General features: G+C 53.5%; 18 protein-coding genes. 3 read left to right on the forward strand and 15 right to left on the reverse strand.

The window, feature by feature from the left end; translation table 11 throughout:
- The first annotated feature begins 94 nt into the window (after window positions 1-94).
- Window positions 95-1,075, forward strand: coding sequence for a type II secretion system protein (locus tag AC0T4W_RS01055; RefSeq protein ID WP_476314958.1), 981 nt, complete (start codon window positions 95-97; stop codon window positions 1,073-1,075).
- 347 nt (window positions 1,076-1,422) lie between these two features.
- On the opposite strand, the gene AC0T4W_RS01060 is transcribed toward AC0T4W_RS01055, so the two are convergent.
- Window positions 1,423-1,932, reverse strand: a complete 510-nt coding sequence (locus AC0T4W_RS01060) for a hypothetical protein (protein ID WP_476314961.1) — start codon at window positions 1,930-1,932, stop codon at window positions 1,423-1,425.
- A 5-nt stretch (window positions 1,933-1,937) separates the two neighbouring features.
- A complete protein-coding gene (gene tolA, locus AC0T4W_RS01065) occupies window positions 1,938-2,819 on the reverse strand; it encodes a cell envelope integrity protein TolA (RefSeq protein WP_476314964.1) in 882 nt (293 codons plus the stop codon).
- Window positions 2,820-3,219: 400 nt separating this feature from the next.
- On the opposite strand from tolA, the gene AC0T4W_RS01070 reads away from it, so the two are divergent.
- The gene (locus tag AC0T4W_RS01070) at window positions 3,220-4,284 is read left to right on the forward strand and encodes a prepilin-type N-terminal cleavage/methylation domain-containing protein (RefSeq protein WP_476314967.1); all 1,065 of its coding nucleotides are present in this window, start codon (window positions 3,220-3,222) and stop codon (window positions 4,282-4,284) included.
- Between the two features lie 3,367 nt (window positions 4,285-7,651).
- Here the strand turns inward: AC0T4W_RS01070 and AC0T4W_RS01075 are convergent.
- Together AC0T4W_RS01075 and AC0T4W_RS01080 are read right to left on the reverse strand one after the other, a co-directional pair.
- A complete protein-coding gene (locus AC0T4W_RS01075) occupies window positions 7,652-8,809 on the reverse strand; it encodes a tyrosine-type recombinase/integrase (protein ID WP_476314970.1) in 1,158 nt (385 codons plus the stop codon).
- Window positions 8,784-9,056: a helix-turn-helix domain-containing protein gene (locus AC0T4W_RS01080; RefSeq protein WP_476314973.1), complete on the reverse strand. Its 273-nt coding sequence runs from the start codon at window positions 9,054-9,056 to the stop codon at window positions 8,784-8,786. The genes AC0T4W_RS01075 and AC0T4W_RS01080 overlap by 26 nt, the downstream gene beginning before the upstream one ends.
- A gap of 627 nt (window positions 9,057-9,683) precedes the next feature.
- Here AC0T4W_RS01080 and AC0T4W_RS01085 point away from each other — a divergent pair.
- A complete protein-coding gene (locus AC0T4W_RS01085; protein ID WP_476314976.1) occupies window positions 9,684-10,697 on the forward strand; it encodes a DNA-binding protein in 1,014 nt (337 codons plus the stop codon).
- A gap of 19 nt (window positions 10,698-10,716) precedes the next feature.
- Here AC0T4W_RS01085 and AC0T4W_RS01090 read toward each other — a convergent pair whose 3' ends face one another.
- From AC0T4W_RS01090 to AC0T4W_RS01140, 11 genes are all read right to left on the reverse strand, one after another.
- Window positions 10,717-11,916, reverse strand: coding sequence for a TrfA (locus AC0T4W_RS01090; protein ID WP_476314979.1), 1,200 nt, complete (start codon window positions 11,914-11,916; stop codon window positions 10,717-10,719).
- Window positions 11,917-14,561: 2,645 nt separating this feature from the next.
- A complete protein-coding gene (locus AC0T4W_RS01095) occupies window positions 14,562-15,812 on the reverse strand; it encodes a tyrosine-type recombinase/integrase (protein ID WP_476314982.1) in 1,251 nt (416 codons plus the stop codon).
- A gap of 114 nt (window positions 15,813-15,926) precedes the next feature.
- On the reverse strand, window positions 15,927-16,709 hold the full coding sequence (locus AC0T4W_RS01100) for a prepilin peptidase (RefSeq protein WP_476314984.1): 783 nt from the start codon (window positions 16,707-16,709) through the stop codon (window positions 15,927-15,929).
- 11 nt (window positions 16,710-16,720) lie between these two features.
- Window positions 16,721-17,134 (reverse strand): response regulator, encoded by a 414-nt coding sequence (locus AC0T4W_RS01105; RefSeq protein WP_476314987.1) that lies wholly within the window; start codon window positions 17,132-17,134, stop codon window positions 16,721-16,723.
- 73 nt (window positions 17,135-17,207) lie between these two features.
- On the reverse strand, window positions 17,208-17,648 hold the full coding sequence (locus AC0T4W_RS01110; protein WP_476314990.1) for a hypothetical protein: 441 nt from the start codon (window positions 17,646-17,648) through the stop codon (window positions 17,208-17,210).
- Window positions 17,649-17,693: 45 nt separating this feature from the next.
- Window positions 17,694-18,428 (reverse strand): hypothetical protein, encoded by a 735-nt coding sequence (locus AC0T4W_RS01115; protein ID WP_476314993.1) that lies wholly within the window; start codon window positions 18,426-18,428, stop codon window positions 17,694-17,696.
- A gap of 94 nt (window positions 18,429-18,522) precedes the next feature.
- Window positions 18,523-18,927 (reverse strand): hypothetical protein, encoded by a 405-nt coding sequence (locus tag AC0T4W_RS01120; protein WP_476314996.1) that lies wholly within the window; start codon window positions 18,925-18,927, stop codon window positions 18,523-18,525.
- On the reverse strand, window positions 18,927-19,463 hold the full coding sequence (locus tag AC0T4W_RS01125; protein ID WP_476314999.1) for a DUF262 domain-containing protein: 537 nt from the start codon (window positions 19,461-19,463) through the stop codon (window positions 18,927-18,929). Before AC0T4W_RS01125 ends, AC0T4W_RS01120 begins: the two co-directional genes overlap by 1 nt.
- 106 nt (window positions 19,464-19,569) lie before the next feature.
- Window positions 19,570-20,175 (reverse strand): hypothetical protein, encoded by a 606-nt coding sequence (locus AC0T4W_RS01130; RefSeq protein ID WP_476315002.1) that lies wholly within the window; start codon window positions 20,173-20,175, stop codon window positions 19,570-19,572.
- Window positions 20,176-20,199: 24 nt separating this feature from the next.
- The gene (locus AC0T4W_RS01135; RefSeq protein WP_476315005.1) at window positions 20,200-20,571 is read right to left on the reverse strand and encodes a hypothetical protein; all 372 of its coding nucleotides are present in this window, start codon (window positions 20,569-20,571) and stop codon (window positions 20,200-20,202) included.
- Complete coding sequence (locus AC0T4W_RS01140) at window positions 20,558-20,995, reverse strand: hypothetical protein (protein ID WP_476315008.1); 438 nt, start codon at window positions 20,993-20,995, stop codon at window positions 20,558-20,560. Before AC0T4W_RS01140 ends, AC0T4W_RS01135 begins: the two co-directional genes overlap by 14 nt.
- Between the last annotated feature and the right edge of the window lie 62 nt (window positions 20,996-21,057).

Consider the following 21,057-nt stretch of genomic DNA (forward strand, 5'->3'; position numbering starts at 1 on the left):
GGTTGCCCGGTAAAAGTACCTAGCCGAGAATCCACGGTTGTGTAACCAGCCAGTCACACCAGATGCATAGAGGAAGTTTTCAGTGGAGCAAGGCATGAGCATTCACAAAGGAAGGCAACGAGGATTTTCCCTCATTGAGCTGGCCGTAGTTCTGGCGATCATGTCCTTAGTCGCGATGGCAATGACCCCAAACATTGCCAACGTCATCAACGAAAAGCGGGCACACACCACCGCCCAGGAAACCCAGGCCATCCTGGATGCAGCCCGCTCGTATCGTCATGAGCTCGGCTCCTGGCCGGGCGGCGCCACTTGCTCTACCGCGATCACTGCTCTCTCAGGTACGTCTCCGCCGATGCTGGCTGGCATTACCGGGACCAACAAGTACAACAACACCATCACCACGTCCTGCACTGCCAACACCTTTAGCGTTGATCAGGTGATCGCTGATGACTGGGACCAAACCATTGTAAATACGCTCCCAGGCACCACTGTCGTAAACGCCTCCACGTTCCAAATTCGCTCCGCGATTGGTATTCCGGGCAGTGAGCCGGCTCTGGATGCCAAGCTGTCGCGCGTGGCAACTGGCAACATAGAGCTTAACCGCATGCGGACGCAGCTCCTGATGGGAAACAACAACATCACCGAGGTGAACAACATCTCAACTGTTTCCCTCAACGCCAGCGGCGGTGTCGTAGCCAACACGCTGGAGTCCACAGGGCAAACAGTCGTCCGGGGACAGCTCGCAACTGTCGGCCCGTCGCAGCTCTTCGGTGAAGTCGCGGCGTTTAGCGGGGTGGCGATTGAAAAGGTCGTGACAGAAGGCTCCCCGTGCACCCGCACAGGCCTTGTAGGACGTACCGCCGCTGGTTCACTGCTCTCCTGTCAGGGCGGTACTTTTCAGAATGCTTTCGAGACGCCAGACATTCGCGTCGCAAGCTGCATGTGCACTACAACAGGGTGCGCCTGCAACCCTACCTGCCCCGCAGGCTACACGCTGATCAACAGGGCGTTTTCTGGCATCGACTCCAACTCTCACCGTCGTAACCGGATGCATACTGGTCTCTGCGCACGCTAACCAAGACACGCACTATGCCTTGCTGTGACATTGAAAATTTCGCGCTCGATTTCCAATACTACTGGTGTCGAACTCGGCATTCCCCATCACCACTACTGATCGACTGGTCCGTCGCACTCACGTCCTGGCGAAAACATCACTGCACAGGAGCCGAGGCAGTTAATCAGCAAATCAGGGAGCTCTACGCCGAAGCCGAATACCTCTACTTTGATAATTGGGGCAGGAGTGGTGGCGGAGACTCAGGTGGCGGTAAACCCCCGATGCCTAAGCAGCCATCCCCCGCGCCGGCACCACAACACAAAGACATTGCTTAGTGTCGGCGATACGGGGAATAGATGAGGCTTCCTCTACTTGGATTTCACCGCAGTTACAGATGACTGCGATTTAGAAAGCCGGCGAGCAATGCTGAAAAGCGCTTGGCGCTCAGCTCTAGCATCGGCCTGGTGTTGGAAGGGCACCCAATCAGCAGTGAAAGTAGCCAACTCCTGGGGGGCATCGAGGGGCGGCCAGAAATTGCCTTTGGGTTTGACAATCTCGGTCACTGATCGGCCGGTTGCGTAAAGCAGCCCCCAACCTGGTGGGAGTTCTTCTGCCTTGAGAAGGCCTTCTGGGCAGAGATAAAAGCGATACTCGCCCAGGCCCCCAGAAGACCGCTCCGGCTTGTGTCGGTCAGCGAGAAAGTCGGCGCGGGAGACCTTGACCTCGATTATCGCGGAAGTGCTACTCCGAAAAGCCAGTACATCGGGCTGCTCCCTGCTGCCAAAACAGAACAGTTCTGTAATGACAACAGGGAAGCCGTTTTTGCGGAACCACCTTGCGCCGATCCCAACCAGGCGGTCGTGCTCAGGACTCGGCATGGGCCTTAACCGCCCATCAGCTCAGGAGAGAAGAGGATGGTTCGGTTGCGATAGGCCTTGTTGTAGGTCGCATCATCGAGCTTACTGATCTCGGGTATGGTGCCCATGTTTTTCAATGCCTGAACTGCCGAGCGATCAAACTTGTCGTTTCCGCTACTGCGGCTAACGGTGGCGTCATCAAGCTTTCCATCTCGACTCATCTTCATGATGATCTCAGCGACCAGTCCCTTTGTCTCACCGGCCGGTTTCGACCAGTTCTCACCGATGCGCTTTACCAGTATTGAATCGACAGTCGCTATTGTCGGTGCCGCCGTGGCTGTTGGAGTAGTAGCAACATCCGGCCCCGGCTCTGCCGGGGTGGTGCTTTTCATCTCTTGGACAATAGCTTCGAAATCTTTGCCGGCCGCCGCAGCACTATGCTTGGCGCCTTGAGCATTTACTTGGACCGTAACCGCCTGGACTGAGGGTGACAGCTCCAGGGTTTCAATCGCAGCAGCTTTTACCGGCGCAGCGCTTAGCGGTGGAACCTCCGGGCTTACGACCGTAGCGATTGCCAGTACGGGTTCTTTCGTTTGGTCATCGCTGACTTTCAGCGCCGGCGCTGGGGCGCTCGCGCCACCGCGCATCTCAGCCATTTCCAGTGCCATGGCCTTAGAGAGCGCCCCACCATCGATGTTCTGTACCCGGACGATCGCAAGCATTCCAGCATCGAGCTCATTTAACCGAGCCAGTGCACCGTTCTGACTCCGCTCAAACCGTTCCACCTTTTCTGAAAGGGCAGCAACTGTGCTGGCTGCCTGTAGCGAGACAAAAAGGCTTGCCCCAGAAACGGCCAGCATCACTGTTGCCAGCCCAGTCATAGCGAGTGGTAGCACTTTCTCGTTCAAATCTGAGTCCTCGAAATGGGCCGCTCTAATAAAAAGTCTTCGTGTTTATCAGGGGCAGAATCTGGTTGTTGTAGCCACGGGGTACAGACCCCGGAGGCAAAGCAACTCTATTGGTTCGAAGCCCCCGGCGCACTCGATTGGGGTGGAAAATCTGGCAGGTTAAAGGGGGAAAAGCTGATGGAGATACAGTCCGGCGAACCTATCTTGAGGGAAAAAACAACACACACCGCTTTTACCATGCGATTCGGTTGCCGAGCATTTTTCGATCAAACAGAATCGAAAGGACCGACTGAATTTCTGTATGCGGATTGATGCTGAGGGCCTGATTTCCCTAAGTGCAATCAGCGTTGGTCGAGAACCCGGAATAGCAATCAGCACACCTCCTAAAGGTCTGAGTAGCATGAGCATACAAACCAAATCACAGGCAGGCTTTTCTCTCGTAGAGATGGCCGTGGTACTGGCGATCATGGCGCTACTGGCGGTCGCGCAGACCCCCAATATCGTGGCCACCTTGAATGAAAGGCGAGCCACCGTGACCATCCAGGAAACTCAGGAACTCTTGAATGCTGCCAAGTCATTCAGAGCAACAAACGGTACATGGCCTGGAGGTGCAACATGCCTTACTGCCATCTCTGCGCTCCAGTCCACGACCCCACCGTTGATCGGCGGTATCACAGCAACGAACAAGTACAACTCGGCCATCTCGACCTCATGCACGACTAACACTTTCAGTGTTGACCAGAGTGCGGCCGAAGATTGGGACGGTGTTCTTGCGAACGGCCTGCCGGGCACACGTATCGTCAACGCAGCAACATTCACCATCCGCTCGACGATTGGCCCTCCAGGGAGTGAACCTGCGCTGGACGAAAAGCTTTCGCGTGTCGCAACTGGGAACGCAGAGCTGAACCGCATGCGCACCAACCTTCTGCTTGGCAACAACGACATCACAGAGGTGCGGAACATTTCGGCAGGCGGGCAGGTATCAGCCGCCGCTCTCACAGCGGCAACCATAACGGCGACTGGCACGGCTGTGGTCAACGGCCAGCTGACAGCAAGCTCAATAATCGCTGGAAACACCGGCATCCTCGGCAGCCTCGCAGTTAACGGGGTAACAACTCTCAACGAAGACCTGCGACTGACCAAAGTCGTTGCTGAGAACACCGGCTGCTCGCCAAATGGGGCCGTTGCTAGGTCGGCGACCGGCATGACACTTTCTTGCCAATCCGGTGTTTGGTCTGTGGCCGGGCTAGCGATCTCGAATGAATACACAATTTCAACAAGCGGTGTAGTAGAGACAGATATCGGATCACATAAGGTATGTTTCTTAACAACAAACTATCTGAACAATGCTAGTGATGCCGGTGGTTGCCAAACATACAGTAACGGTTTGACTTGGACGTTAAGAGCATCATCATCAAGTGCCTTATCTGGAATAACAGTTTGTAAATCGGTCTGCATTGATTGAGTTTTGCCAATCCGGCGTGTGGCAAGGAAGCAATGGAATTAGTTCGTGTAACCGCGTTACGGGTTCAGACTCAGGCTCGGGGAGTTTGTACGCGACAAGTACCTGTTCAACAGGTCAAATGCTTACGGGATTAGCCTGTCGTTCAACGGATTCCAGTGGGGACAGTATTCAATACGACGCTAACCCCAGTGCTGTAACTGACACATCAGTTACATGCTCAAGAGTTGGCGCCGGCTCATCTGCAAAAATTACGTCCATAGCTATATGCTGTCAGTGATCATCTTGCCAATCCGGTGTGTGGAAGGCCAACACTGCTGCCGCCGATCAGCTGGTAGCCAGTTGTATGTGTACATCAACCGGCTGTTCATGTAATCCAACCTGCCCAGCAGGATATACCCTCATAAATCGTGCGTTCTCCGGGATCGATTCCAACTCCCATAGGAGAAATCGAATGCATGTAGGCCTATGTGGTCGGTGATTGCCAATCCGGCGTGTGGGCAGGGGGCGGAAGCGCCAGGATTACATTTTTTGAACAGCGCGCTGCGGGCGGGACGTTCAACTTCGTAACCACAAAGGACGCCATTGTTTTCGCCAGTGGATCGAGCTTTAGAAAAGGCAACGATCTCTATACAAATATCATTGTGAATGGCTTTCTGTGCGCAAGAGATAGAGGAACTGAAACAACTCTCGGGTCTGAACATAACTACCATGCTTCTGCTGCCTGCATGATTCCTGTCTCCCCAGGATCGCATAGTGTGACAATTACTGAGCGCGTTATCGCTTCGCATGTTGTTGTTCTGGAGTTGTGATTGCCAATCCGGTGTGTGGGTTCGCGATACTGCATTCAACCCCTCATTAGTTTCTTCATCCCAGGCCTGCGGCAACTTCGCCAAGGGTTCTTTTGCATTTGATATCAACGGTGATCTATATGTTTGCAAGTAGTGCAGGGGTATTTTTCACAGCGATAATTTATGCCTTCTCAGGTATAGCGCTTGGTGCATGGGAGCCAGTTCCGCAATCGCCTGGAGGTGGCAACAAATGGTCGATGGTTGAATGTGAACCCGGCAATGGATGGCAGCCTTGCGTTAAGCCAAAGCTAGTTTGCAGATTTGATGCGAACAATAAGTATGTCTCTCGAAGCCAGTTTTGTAGAGGCTCCTCAAATTTTCCAATCAATTGCTCAAGTTGGTCATGGGGTATAAGAACCTTATGGGATGGTGTGTGCGCTGCGTCCAGACCGGGATACACCGCAGGGGCCTTAATTAGTCGAAAGCAAAAATCGTGTGGGATGGGCGAGGTTGTTACAGACAGTACGTATGAGATATGTCGGCTTGAATAAACTATCTATCTAACAAGCTTTTCGCTTGTATGTTTTCAGTGTCTCCTGGCGCTAATTGCGTGACAATTTCAGAACGTGTAGTTGGTAGTTATCACGCATATTACTGCGCTGGGTTTAGCCAAATAGTTATAGTGCCATAATCAATAAGAGATACCAGTCATGGCAAATGGTTTTATAGGCAGAAATTATGCTGATAAAATTTCATATATAGCCTTTCGGCGTCAAAGACCTTTTACGCAGCGAAGCCGATATGCCGCTGTTTCTACACCATGTGTTATTGCGCCAGTGGATAGATTTATAAGCCGTATTCGATAGTCTGACGCATCACTGACTGGGTACAAGTCAATTGACTGCGTAACATACCAGCTGTTAGTTGCTCGGAATCCATTATCATAGAGAGTCACAAGCTCGGTAATTGATGGGACTCTCCACTCCGACCCCATGTTTCTGCAAATACTAATCGCAGAGCGCCAAGCGTAAGAGCCGGAATCAGTAGGTGCCGGAGTAAGAGCCTCAACCGAAGATGATGTCCACACCCCGGATTGGCAAGATGATTACTTCTGGCAAATTCGATACCAGTAATATGGAGTTCCACCGGCATAACTAAATCCTGTCAAATATGAAAGAAATCCAGGGGGGCAACTGCACCATCCAGTTTGAGGGTTAGCCACTCCACAACCTGTTTCTGCCATTGCGCCTATGCCTGTGTAAGCACCCCCAAACCGGATTGATCCACCAGCCGTCCACACGCCGGATTGGCAATTAAATCTGAAACTCGAATACACGAAATACGCCGGCTGGGCAGTTATATGGAGTCGAGGTAATTGAATAACTTGTGTTTTCAGGTACACCAAAAGATATATTGCCGGCTTTTCCATAGTCGGCATTGTTGTTGACCGAGGTTGCGACAGTCGATCCCCCGACTCCTGCTGTTAGGAAGAAGCGATTTTCACCATCTCCACCGCAACTTGCCGCGCTTCCTCCAGTCACCTGCACAATTGCCGCGCTTGCACCCGTAGTAAGCACTACAGAGCCTACATACTGACCGCGATAAACATATTGTCCTTTTACACCGCCGCCACCGCGCCACACACCGGATTGGCAAACCTATCGTTCGCTCAACCAATGCATATTTGTGTGTAGAAGAAGTAGTCCCATTGTGACCATGACCACCATCCACCTTGCCCGACAGCAGTTGAACTATACCCAGGTGGACATGAGCATGTTCCTGTAACAGGGTTAACTGAGCTGCATGAATATGCGGTTGAACCATTCGCACGCCGAAGCATGTAGCCGCCGCCAAATTTGGCAGCTCCACTAGCACTAATCCACACGCCGGATTGGCAAAAAGCTAGTTAAGCTGACGACATCTAATTATTTTCCAATCTTCCATTGGTGCGGTGATACCAGTCATCACGTAGCCGTCAGGGCAATCTAGTGGAACCCAACCCATACCTGGTGAGTGGGTACGCGACCAAGTAGCGCCGAGTGATGCGCCACCACCCTTCCACACGCCGGATTGGCAAACCTGTTTTACATATTAATTGATGTCAGATCAAACATTAGAAGTTAATATAAGTAACAAAGAAAGCGCGCAGCAGGTTATAGAAAACTAAACTAGATTTCGAATGCAAGAACTGTAAAACGACCTGCGGGGCAATTGTAAGGATATGAGGTTATTGTATACGTTGTGTTAGCTGGGACGCCAAACGAGATGAATCCAGTTTTCGAGTAGTCTTGGTTTGCGTTTGCGGCTGCGGCTACTAAGGTTCCGTTAACAACTGCGGACAGTTGAAATCTGTTTTCACCGTCTCCACCGCAACTCGTTGCACCACCGTCGTAAACCTGAACGATTGCTGCGTTGGTGCCTGTGGATTGCACGGCAGTGCCTACAAATTGCCCTATATACCTGTACGCCCCTTTAACTGCCCCTCCGCTAGTCCACACCCCGGATTGGCAACACGAAAGGCCGCCGAGCCAGGAATTTCGGCGCTTACAGGCGGTTTTGCCCTCACCGATCCTCAGGAATTAAGTGTGAGGCAGCGTTTCCAGTGCATCCTCCGCAGGACTAAGCGGGTCCAGCATGATGATGTCTTCTTCATTCACGGAGTCCAGATACTGATCCGGTGCAGGAATTACATGCCTATCTCGAAGCGCAATCATCAAGTGTCGAAGCAATGCATCCTGGGCGTTCCGTATTGCCTCATCCTCGGTCTCCCCCACCCCCTGAACACCTGAAAAGTCCAAGACACGGACAATGAACCGCTCACCTGTCCTTGACGCTATAGCTGGATAGGGCACCAGGTGGTTGATCACAACCTGCTGACCTCTGTGCTTGTATCCCTCAAGCTTTTTCACCAATTTGCCGGCCTTGAGGTGCGTATACCTTTTCAGCATTGAAAGGCTTTTATGGCCGGATATCGCAGCAATCTCCATGACATCAAGCGTGTTCAACTCAAAAAACCGGCTACAGGCCTCATGTCGCAAATCATGGAAATGTAAATCCTTGATTTCGAGGCGCTGCATCATCACTCGCCAGGCCGACTTGATCCCGTTTGAGGTGTAGCTAAAAACTCGGCCCTTCGTTTTTACTCCAACACGGACTAAGGCTTCCCTGGCCTTCATACTCAACGGCACATCGCGCTTTGAACCATTCTTTGTGTCTGGCAGATGCGCGATACGCGACCGCAAATTGATGTGCTCCCATTCCAAATTCAGTAGCTCTCCTTGGCGCATTGCGGTTTCAAGCGCAAGGATTACCAGCGAGTAGAGCTCGTGAGTTGAATGGTTGTAGCAGTACCGCAAGATCAATCGCTCTTCGCGAGGCAGCAGGCGCCTGTCACGGCCAGGTGGGGACTTTGGCTTACGGACATTTGAGACGGGGTTTACGTCGCAAACACCCCATTCAATGCGACCGACATCGAATAGGCTCGATAGAAGGGACATTTCAAGACGGACAGTCGCAGGGGAAATGGTATTGCCTGTGTTCTGATTCTTTTGGGCCAGGCGGATGTCGCGGTAGGTCGCTATATGAGGACTGGTCACTTCCCGCATCAACATATCGGCGATCGGGGCCTTGAGTATGTGGGCAATGCGATAGCTCTCCTGGGCGTAGCCCTTTTTGAGAATCGACGCCTTATCGCGGTAGCGCAGTAATCCTTCACGCAGTGTTAGATCGGTTTGCATGCATTTCTTCCAGCTTTACCTCTATCAGGATCGAAAGACTGGAGAGAGAAACATCGAGGACAGAACAAAGCTTAACCAAAGTATCCAGGGTAGGAGACCTCTTCCCTCGCTCAAGAAGACTGATATGAGACCTGTCCATATCCGCATCGAAACTGAGCTTTTCTTGAGATAGCCCGGCACCTAGTCGCAGCTCTGCAAGAACGCGACCGAATGCGAGATTGTGATCAAGTGTTCGAGTGATGCTCAAATCGCCGGCCTTCGTTGTGGGCCGGGATTGTCGAGTTGATGACTATTGTCGTCAGCGGACTATTGTCCGCAGTACATCCCAGCAACAACAAGCCTCCTGATTCAACTGGCGATACATACCTCAAGATATTGATATTAAAGCGTTATTTCCAAGCCAACCATCGTACATCCGACTACGGCCAAATTAAGACCTCTTCGCTTTGACAACCCTACCTTCACGGCTTGGTGGGCTGACCCTGTGCATTCAGCCGTTGAAATATTTATTAATTAAAACATCTACTTACAGAACGAATGTCCTAAATTTCGCCTTATCTCGGCATGACCCCTGACCTCATCTTGGATGACACCACCCAATCCGTAATGCTCGTTGATATTCCTACGGCTCACACCGCATTTCTCCAAAACGCAGCTCCGCGCATCCCGTGCACGCAACTCCTGCTGTAACGCTCAGATTTCTTAGGAGGTGGCCATATCGCTTTTTAAGATGCGGTAATGACTATTATCTCGCGTTTGTTTCAGTGCCTTTGTCTGTTTCAGTTCCTGTGCAATATGATACGGTTACGGCTTATGTATTTCGATACGGTTAAAAAGCTGTTCGGCGACACCCTCCCAAATAGGAACCATTCGCATGCAAAACCGCGTAAACGAAGTTTTGGTCCGCCAGGCCTACAACGAGCTGAAATCTCGCGGCGAATACCCCTCTGCCCAGAAGATTCGCAACCACCTCGGCGCCGGCAGCCTCGGCACAATCCATCCGATCCTCCAGAAGATCAGGAACGAAGAGCGAGATGTGTTTGGGGAGCTGGGGCAGGTGAACCAGAAGCTGGCTGAAACCGTCTTGTTGCTGCACGGCCAGCTAAAGAACTACGCGGAGGGGATCGTTGCTGACGCGCAAGCCCAGTTCGATGAACAGCTGGCGTTAGCGGAGGCAGAGAGGTCTGCCATGGAGAGCAAGTTCAAACTCTCCCAGGCAGCACTGACCACCGCTCAAGAAGAACTCCAGCTGGCCAGGTCCATGTATGAGCGTGAACGGGACGGTCATGCAGCCACGCGCGAACAGAACGCCGCGCTTGTTGGCCGGCTGGAGCAGGCAACAGAACAGATCGATGCACTGACAGTCCGCGCACGGAATGCCGAGAGAAATGAAAAGCAGGCTCGTGACCAGGAGCACCATGCTGGCCAACAGAACGCTCTAATGCTTGCCAATCTCAAGCAGTCGCACGATGAGGCCATCAGCAAGATGCAATCTGAGACCCAGCGCCTGAACAGTGCCTTGGCAAACCTCAGCAGTGAGTTGGCAGAAGAGAAGGTGCACCGATCCAACGCTGAGGGGGAAGTGACACAACTAACCGGAACGCTGGCTGATCTAAGGGCAGTTGGTCAAAGTCTTGCCGTGCAGGTTGAGGCAAAAGAGGGGCGTGTTATCGAGCTGGTCTCGTCCCTTGAGAAGGCTCACGAGCGAGAGCGCGGCCTATCGAGCAATGTCCTGATACTTCAAGGCCAGTTCGCAGAGTGCCAGCAAACGCTTGCAATTGCTGAGGTGAAGCTGACTGCGGCAGCCGCCGATATCGGACGGCTGACAACAGAGGCCCAGGAGTTGCGGAATCAGCTAGCTGCGAAGGCCGAGGGGGCAGGGCAGTGACTATTCGCCCCGTGATGCCCTACTGGGCTTTTCTGCTGGAGCTTTCAGGACGCGGTTGATGCTGCGCGCTTCCTTTTGGACTGGGGCCGGGGAAACCGGCACTGTCTGCGAAGGCGTTAACGCGATTCTCAATGGCGTCATCGTCACCTCTCGAAAAGTCATCCTCAGAATCGCACGGGATCGGTAGCTCCAGGGCTGATCTGATACGAACGGCTTCGCCGGCCTTGAGGCCGCTGACGATTTCCTCACCTTCTTTGTTCCGCTCGATACTCCATCCTGGAACGATGTAACCCTTGGCTTCCCAATCCTCGAACCGCTTTTTTTGCTCAGATTTGAAGCGGCGTTTAACGGTTGAGAATTCGGATTTTGAGCCGCTGAACTCATGGTACTTTTCGAGTTTGGTGGGGTATACGCCATCACGGTGGGATGCGATTAGGGGCAGGAGCTTTTTGCCGAAGCGATCGAGCGTGTCCCAGATTTCAAAGGGAAGTAGGGTGGTATTCACACCGTCAAAGAAAATGGCAGAAATTGGGTCCAGGTTGATCATCATTCGTTTGGTGACGTGGTTGTGCGTTTGGTTCGTGAGGAACTTCATGCTCACGTCAACTGGCTGGTCGTTTTCAATCCCATCAGCAATCATCTTCAAGTGAGAGCTGAAACGGTTCTGAATGTAATCCCGGAAGAATATCCCATCGGCCATATCCGAAATGGCCGGTGAAGTCAGGATGCTTAGCAGGCGCCGTAATGCGGGTTTGCTGCTGATTCGAAGTTCGGCTGCGGCAAGATCGTCAAGAATCCTGCGAGCCTTCTTGTAATTGGCCCCAGAGTTAGGATCGAGGTCGAGCCACCGCAGCAGGTCAGCCTGAAATGCATGGATGGGCTTCGTCAGTGACCGGCCACGCGCCAGCACCATTAGGCGCACCAGCACGATTTCATGATCGACTGTCAGGACAGGGCCTCGATAGTGGATGCTCCCGCTACCAAGGCTAAAGATTTCGGTCCAATCCAAATACTGGGACTTGGACCGAACATTCATTTTGCCAGCCGTGAACAAAGCCGAGCGGACAATGGGATTTGACTGTTCGAAAAAGCGTTCGTTGGTGAAGGGGAGGATGCCTTGCCCTGACTCCAAATTGAACTTGTCTCGGAGCTTGAGCCGACGTTCGTCGATAAGGCCTTGACGGTGTTCCTCCGGCGTCAATACCAAGTCATCACTCATTATTCTCTCCATAATCCCAATGCGGCTTTGAACGCATGAGGCACAGCATATATGTCAATCCCAACATTTTATAACCCAGTTTAAGACCATTAATGCATATGCCACCCCTGAAAAAATGGTCATCGTTAAGGTTTACCGGAATCCTGTGTACGCACCCATCAAATGGCTGCATGGGATGCTGTTTCGACCTCCCTTACGTGTCTTTCCGCTGAGAGATGGCCATCTTGAGCAAATGGCTGGCAACGCATGCAGCAGATACTGCGCACCAGGTTAAAGCCGCGTAATTACTGCCGCACACTGGATTCCGGTCTCTCAGGGCCTGGGGTTGTGTCTGTTGCATATGCCCCAAGGGTTCCTGTGCTTTACCGCTCAGCTGATTCCTGTGTTCGGCATCCGCATTTATTGCCGCACACCAAATTCCGGTCTCTACTGCTGTACCCCTGGTGAGCCAGGCTAAGGGGCTGAACGTAGCGCTCGGCAGATTCCGGTAGGCCGCTCAGGGCACTGGTTCAAATGTCGCTAACCCCCGATTGGCCGAGCGCTCAGGAGATTCCGGTACACCCCCCCAAAAAAAACCGCCAGCTGGGCGGTTGGCCGGCCCTGGCGAATACCGCTCAGCTAATTCCGGTGCACCGCATGCCCCCGCTCAGCAGATTCCGGTCCTATTGAGGCTATGCACAGCTTGCCGCACACCAAATTCCTGTCGCCGTACTCACATTCTGCACGGCCTAGACCATTCCGCTCGTGGGATTCCTGTCACCCCCCCCTAAATTGGTGAGGTTTGCCACTACCAACTGCCCCGCAAGCCAGGAGATACGGGGCGTACACCAAATTCCGGTCTATTCATTTCCCCCTAAAAGCACCAATGAAATGACCGCTCGGGGGATTCCGGCCACGGTTGAGCACCCGTGACCATTGGCTTCCGCTCAGCAGATTCCGGTCGCCCAGCTTTACTGGCGTACACCAGATTCCTGTCCTATGACTGCCCAGCGCCTTGGGCCAGGGCCGCTCAGCTAATTCCGGTGGCCGGCTTCCGTCGCGTACACAGGATTCCGGTGCTTGTCACTGGGCCACCCTAGATGCAGCCGCTCAGCTAATTCCGGTCGCCATAGTTAGGAGGTGTACTCAGGATTCCGGTCACTTTGTCCATCACCGCAGGGCCTGGCCCCGGCGCTCGGCAAATTCCGGTCGAGCCACGGTGCAAGGCGCACGCAGGATTCCGGTTCAGGTGAAGACGACTGCACATTGTTCGATGCGCTCAGCTAATTCCGGTCGATCAAGCTGCACATGCGCACACAGGATTCCAGTGCCGTTGATGTGCCCAGCGCAGGTGGGCATTACCGCTCAGCTAATTCCGGTCGTTTATACTGCCTGGCGCACTCAGGATTCCGGTGCGGCGTGGTCATACCTGCTGCTATCCAGGTAGCGCTCGGCTAATTCCGGTGCTTCCTCACCTCCTAGCGCTCGCAGGATTCCTGTTCAGGGAGCCACAAAGGCCGCAGCTAGATGCCGCTCAGCTAATTCCTGTCCAACCAGGCCACCACGAGGCGCCCAAAGAATTCCGGTCAAGCTAGGCGCCTTATGGGCAGTCACGGTGCCGCTCGGCTAATTCCGGTCGTTCCTGGCGGTAATGCGCACGCAGGATTCCGGTGCAAGGATAAGCGCGCTCAGCCGCCAGACCGGCGCCGCTCGGCCAATTCCTGTCGTTCGGGGCTTTAGGCGTACACAGAATTCCGGTGCCTACGGGCCATCACCAGTTGCGGGACCGCTCAGCTAATTCCGGTCGGTTCAGCATTTCGCAGCCCGCTTGGTTGAGGGTGGTGGCCACCAACAGCCTCCCGCCATACCCGCTCGGCCAATTCCTGTAGCCCAAGGCCTGCTGCGTACACAAGATTCCGGTGCTGGTGAACCCTGAACCCATCAACGAGCGCTCAGCTGATTCCTGTCGGTAATGCGGCTTGCCTGAAAGACAAGATATGCTTGCTCTGGTTGCTTAAATGCAGGCCAGGCCAATGCCTATAAAGGGCTTGGCGGTCAGGCTTGGTGATGGGGTGCTCTCGACGTATCCCACAGCAGGGAGCGCTCGGCTAATTCCGGTCCCCATGATCAGAGCCATTAAACGCAATGGCTAAAATGCCGGAAAAGTTATCCAGCCACCAGAGCCATGCGCTACGGTGGTCTCAGCGAATTGCACAGATACTTAGACACAGGATGCGCACAGGTTGATAACAGCATATGCACAGAAAAATGGGCCTTTATGCACAGGGCCGCGCTGATTTTTGTTGCTGACAGGAATCCTGCGAGCACTGACCGGCAACACGTGTCCGTTAACAGGAATCTCGCGAGCGGTTACAGGAACTCCAAGTACGGCTACCGGAATACCATGTGCGTCAACCGTTACTTCACGTGCAGGCCTTGTGTCGGGAGCCCTTCACCGCTGGGTGATAGCGGTTTCTATCCACAAGCCTTAACCCCAATTCTATAACCCATCTTTTAATCCCTGCTTTGTAATAACCCCTTTGTCCAACCTTGGTTGGAACCCTTTAGAAACTGGGCCAAAACACCAAAGATACGAACTGTGGAAGGCTGAATCTGGAGCTCCGTATCGTTACCGTCCTGCTCCGATCACAGCGGACCAGCTCGCATCAGGACCGGATTTTAAGACCCTGGACACTATCGCTACGCTCTTCATTGATCGAGTTGTAATACGTGTTCTGCGTGGTGCTCAGCGACTTGTGCGCAAGGTCTGCTTGCAGATGCTTTGCATCCCTATACGGCGCGTCAAAGGTCGCTCCTGTATGGCGCAGCCAATGCAGCGATGCTGAGCGCAAACTTGCAATCTCGGCCTCTGTTCGACCTTCACTAACCATCACTCGAAAGGCCTCGTCAAAGACGGATTGCACAATATTTCTCACGTGCCTATCGCTAAGTGTTCCTTTGCCCTTCATTTTCGCGAGTAGCTGGGTGTTCTCACCGGGGTATGGCAAAGCTGAGAGGCCTCTGGATTTGCGGTAGCGCGTCAAATATTGAAGGTAATCGGGTTTCACCGCGATCCGCGACTGAACATTCCCTTTGCGAATAGCCTCATACCACCAGCTGTCATCTACTTGAATAAACGAGCCCATTGTTGGCTTCCAGTTTGGATTGCCAACGATGTCAGATACACGCAAGTACATCGCAAAAATGGTAACCACGATGAACAAAGTTCTTTCGTGCTTAGGGTCTTCATTTGCCATGCGTTCAGCTGTCTCAACGACGACATCCCACTGCAAATGGGTTAGAGATTTCCCTTGAGCCACGTGCATAGAGCGGCGAGTCCATTTTGACTTCTGCTTGATAGCCTTGAAGACGTTGCCCGGCACCACATCCTCATGCACCAAGAAGTCGTAGAACGAGGAACAAATCGCGAAAACCTGAGCAACGGTTCCTTGGGATCGACCAAATTCACCAGTAGGAGTATCAGCACATGCCTCGGCCGCAACCTTCCTGGAGGATTTATCGACCTTGATCGTGAATGGGGCCCAGGCCTCATTGGGCTCAAACAACCCGTCCTTTTCAATGAAGCGCTTCGGGATTGAAGTCCCTATCCATGTGGCATCAGGAGAACGACTGAAATCCATAAAAGCCTCAACATCGCTTCGTCGCAAATCAATGACCGATTTTCCCGCCTTGATCCAAGCCCAGAGCATCAAACGCTCGACCTGGGTGCGGTAGTTGTTGAAGGTTGTTCGTACCCCACTGTAGGACTTGAGGAATGCCCTTACGTGCTGGTAGTCACCAATGGAGTCGATGGCGGGGCTAAAGCGATTGATGTACTCGACGATCGCAGGCCTATCTGCGATGTACTCGCGGGCACTGGATTCTTGGAACGATTCGTAAGTGTCGAACAGCGGCATTGGCCGAATGTTGAGATTGAGGTTTGACAATAGCTGTACCCCGATTGAATACGAAACGCTCAAATTTGGTGGTCAGTATATCGCTCGGAGGTCCGTGCCAATTCAACCTGAGTATCAGGTAAGAATGCTGACGATCAGGAACGCCGTGGCCATCCCAGTTGTTACTGGACTACTGAGGGATACGGCTTTCTGAGGAATGCTGGCCAGGCGAATGAGCAGAGCTAGAACAGCTGATAGCAGCAGAAAGGCCGGGATGAAGGCTAAACCCAGCCAGGCACCGGCCGCAGCCCCTACACAGGCATTTGTTGTGTCTAAACGAACGGCGCGCATGAGAGTGAACATTGCGGCAGCCGAGGTCACATGCAGAGTGAGCTGGTCTGGGCTACTGGTTGCGCACAGAAGCAACCCGCCCCAAACCAAGGCCACGAGGATGGCTAATGGAGCTGAATGCCCATCATTGGATATCAAGACGATCGCGATTAATGCCCAGTATGCCCCTGCAAAAGCCAGGGCATCCAAGGTGAACCCAAAGTGACCGGCTGCTATGACACCTACCACGCCCCCGGCAAACTCCACCAGGGGATAGCGGACGCTGATTGGCGACCGACAACCAGCACACCGGCCACGCAACAGGATGAAGCTCAGGACGGGGATGTTTTCCCAAGGTTTGATCTTCCTACCGCAGCAAGGACAAGCAGAAGCTGGCAGCGCGAGTGTCATCTTTGACTGAGGGGAGTAGGGAATCCCCAACAAACCATGCGACGCCTGCCGGCGCTCTTCTAATTGCATGAGTGGCAACCGATAGATCACCACATTCAGGAAGCTTCCGACCATTAAGCCGAGAAGCCCAGCCAGCGGAAGATAAACGTCTGGGAATTGGCCAATTAGGTTGAGCACTGCCGGCATACTCAGGGCAGTTTGTGATGGATGACGCCAGGTTGAGCTGGCTTGCCTGGATAACCGACCAACACTTCCTTGATCACAAAGTCCATGTGGTCCTCGGTTACAGGCTTCTTCATGAACTCAGTTGCACCCACCGCGCGCGCAAGGTTTCGTGTTGCCTCGTTGTCTGCACTGGTGGTCACCACCATAGGCAGAACACTCGATTCGTCGGCCTGACTCCGGATATCCTCGATCAGTCCAATACCGTTGTGTTGCCCAATGTGCACGTCCATGAACACGATGTCTGGTTTGAATTCCCGAAGGGCCACTTTCAATTCACTGGGCGTCCCAACAACCATCACATCAGTGAAAAATTTCGAGGCGATCTGCGAACACACATAAGCGTCTGTCCGGGCATCGTCACAAATCAGGGCTCTCATCAGGTACTTACCTCTTAGTTAAACGCAGAAAGGCAGGGATTATCCCCTGCCTCGGTTGAATCTGTTTGGGCGATCAATACGGTTCAAACTTCGCTTCAATGATGCGTTGATCCCGCAGATGCTGTTCGTAGTTGATCTCTTTGTCTTGCAGGCGCTTATCGAGCTTCTTGAACTCTTCGGTCTTCCCACGGTAGGCCGCTTCTTTTGTCGCGTAGTAATTGCGGTTCTTGGCCGACGCCGCAGTATCGAAGGGCTGCCACAATGGCCCAAGGAACGGGTAGAGGGGCAGGGTAGTGAAGGCGAGCACCGCGTGACCTGTATAGACGTAGCCCGCCATCGGCAGCACTCCCAGAATGCCAGCTGCCACTTCGCTTTTCTCTTTTACAGCTATGCCTTTGGCTTCGTACCCGGCCAACTCGCGCTCCTGGCCCTGCGACAGGTGGGTCGTGCAACCTTGTAAGGCAGCCACACTTGCGGCGATCAGGGCGAGGGTGATGGCTTTCAGATTCTTCATGTGGAACATTCCGTCAATTGTTGTTCACCGTCTCTATAACGGCTGTTAGAGCTGGTTCAAGTCATTGCTGTGACAAACGCCTGCTTGTCCTTGATGTGACACTGCGGCGCGTATCTGGCCTAGAACACTGAAACCGTTGTGCACGTCAGATACACGGCGTGAACCCAGTACCAGGCGCTGGTACAAACCAATAATGGCCTCGCCATTCGCATGGCCATGGAAGTTGCGTAGGTAGTCATTTGCAAAATTGGAATTGGCCAGAAGAGTGGCAGCCATGCTGGTAGGGCGTTCACAGTTGGCAATGTGATGATCGGGGTGGCTTGCCTCGTAAATCGCTATGTCGATCTGCTCAGCCTTGGCTGTTTCCCGCATATCGGTTGGCACCAGGAACACCTTGTAGCCTGGTTTCATAGCGAACATCTGCGTTCGACCAATTGCATCGAAATGCCCAGCAAGGATCGCCACCGCTACGTCGCTTAGCACTTTGAGGTCACCGAGTGCGTTGTAGTAGGGCGCATGCATCACAGAGTCCTGAGGCTCATTGATGCCGCCTGTAGCAACCAACCACCCGAGCTGGGTACGAACTTCCGGGTCACTGTAGTAGATGTCCAGGCCATCACCGAATACGTGGCACAACTTGGTGCCGCCAATCAGGATGTCTGCGTTAAAGGTGAACCCGCCATCTTGAGTTCCGGTGATCTGCGCATGGCAGTTCTTGGCAGCAATGATCTCTTCCGCGCTTGGAATAGGAAGTGGGAGTTGAGGTTCTATGCCGGCCATGGGGATTCCTGATCAATTTCGTGACGACACGATATGTGAGAGATCAGGGCCAACCAACCGATTGGGGTGTTAAAAACGCTCGGCGCTCTTGGATTTAAATCCCTACGAACACAGCCTTCGCTCTGCCTGGCAGGCGTACCTCTCGGCCGGTAGTAGCCTTTATTTTCTGTGCCGCAGTTTCTAAGGAGCGGCTGATTGCACTGCTGGATTGAGTTGAACGGCGCCCCCACTGAGCCTCAGACCTGGCTATGTCCTGCACCAGCGCGCCTTCAACCGCGTCCACGAGTGCTTCCACGTGCTCCCGGCAAGAGAGGGTGGCAGTCAACTGCCCAGCCTCAAATGCGGTGGCCAAACCTGCTGAGTAGCGCCCCAGCTCTTCAATGTCGAGGGTATCGTCCTCAAAGAGCTCTTCAAGATCATCGGCACTACCCAGGTGAGCCAGGCGGTGCATGAGCGAGTCGGCCTCTATGCGCGTAAAGGTCAAGACGACGGGGGCCATCAAAGCGCGCCTGGTTTCACAGCACGCTGGTCTTCCGTGTGTGCAGTCCCACCAAAGTTATGCCGGTCGTAAGCCAGCCGGCATTCTTGCTCGGTGCGATATCGGGTCTCAATCCAGGGAAAGCTTATGCGAAGAAAATGGTTGTGCTCTTCTTGCGTCAGGTCGGACCAAAGGTAGGGACTCCCATCCTCCCCAACAATAGGGAAACCATCATCCCAGTAACGCTCAATTGCGCTAAGGCGCTGCTGGCCATCCAGCAGGATTCGATCAATAGCCTCATCAGATGCCGTTTCGTTGACGATGAACGTCCCCAAGTTGACGCCCAGCCAAATGCTTTCGATAAACCGCACGCATTGCTCAGTTTTCCACGTTAATGGTCTCTGCCAGTCTGGGAGTTTGTAACCCATGACGCGCCGGCCTTCATAACCATCGCGATCAAGCCTTTCGTTGCCGATGTGGAGCATTGACTGCATCCCCATCATGGACGTTTGCATGGCGTGGCCGTGGAATCTGCGCTTAGGGAATCGTTCGGTCATGGTGGCTGTGCCTGAATTGATTTCGAGCAGGTTACCTGGCCAGACAGCGTGTCAGCTCGGGTACTGGTGGCAGCTTAACGGCGGGGGGAAGGAAATCAAACTCAGGCTAATCGGACTTCGCAGGGTTCCACAGCCTTTCGACTGCCCAGAGAGGTTGTGTGCCCTGGAACAGCTTGATTGCTGTGATGTAGGCGTCATAGCTGGCGGCGTCGAACTGTGTCCATGCCGTCCCTCCACGCCGGGCCGACTTCCAAGCCAGTTCGAATTCTTTCTTGAGGTCGGCAGGACACTCATCGCGACTCTTATGAATAGCTGCCAGCAGAACCGAATCAAGAGGGGGGTGAAGTGCTGAAACTCGTGGGTCTCTTTCGTGCCCTGCGCAGACCAGTTTTGCTTTCAGATACACATTGCCTAGTTTTTGAGCTCTTCCATACGTGCACAGGAGCTGATGCACCTCATGATTCTTATCCAGGTAGGTGAGTGATTCACAAGCCTTCATCATCTTGCGAAAGGCCAAATCGAGAAAGTCATCGATCCGGAGCGCAACGGGTAGATCATCGGGGGTGTTGATCAAGTCGAGACCGGATTTGTGCACAAGTTTCTGGGCTGTGGCTACACCGTGGCCGGGCCCATGGCGCGAATAGGCCCGGCCGGCTGCCCACACCGCAAATCGATGCCGATGCTCTTCAATCCCGAAGCCTGAAACTTGCATCTGCAATCTCGTTTGGTTGGGTTTTCAGGTGGGTAGGGTGGCCAACTCAATCGTGCGTGTGACACCGGCGAAGATATCGAGCGATTCCAGGCCGACTTGAAACGGATTACCACTGGGTTTACCAAACTGCGATCGCGCAGCAAAAAGCCTGGCGAGTGCAATCGGAACAACTGGAGGCAGGTCGGCCTCCGTTTTGGCTGAGGCCAAGAATGCCAGCTCTGCCTCGCTGGAATCCACCGTCAACTGTGCACCGGTGGTGATCATGATCAGTTTCGGCCCGGTTAAGCCTTTGTCGGTCGGCACCAGCACTGCATCGAAGGAGGGGTGGCCAACCTTCAACCTGATTTTCGTGGCGGTTGTCGTCATATCTGCACTACCTCGATCATTGATCGCCATACAGGGCTTCCCGAGCCTCACGGACAGCTTCGTAAGAGGATTCCCAGAGAACATCCATGTCCGCATCAGCAAAGCATGACCCTACAAGAAGGGCCTTCTTTTCCAGGCTGGGGAGGGTGCTGGCCGTGTCCAGGACTTTGGATGCAACCTGATATTCCCACTGCTCAAAAATCTGGCTGCTAGGGACTGACTTCTCGATCTGATCCAGTAGGCATCCTACTGAGATGTAATGGCCATCGAGCCAAATTCGCACCTCTTTTGCGAGGTCGATGATCGACCGTCCTGCACGGCCAAAAGTGTCTGCCAGGTAGAAATCGCAAGCGGCCCGATGCGCCATCTGTAGTTCCGCCAGCCAGGCACGATCATCTGCGGTCAGTAGGGTATTGGTAGTCTGTTGATCGACGATTTCAGACGGTGCGTGCATTCGAGATGATCCCCTCGGCGATAAGCTTCTGATGCAGCGCCGCCTCTTTGGGTTGCATGTGA

This window comes from Pseudomonas sp. C7.1 (genome assembly GCF_056312395.1).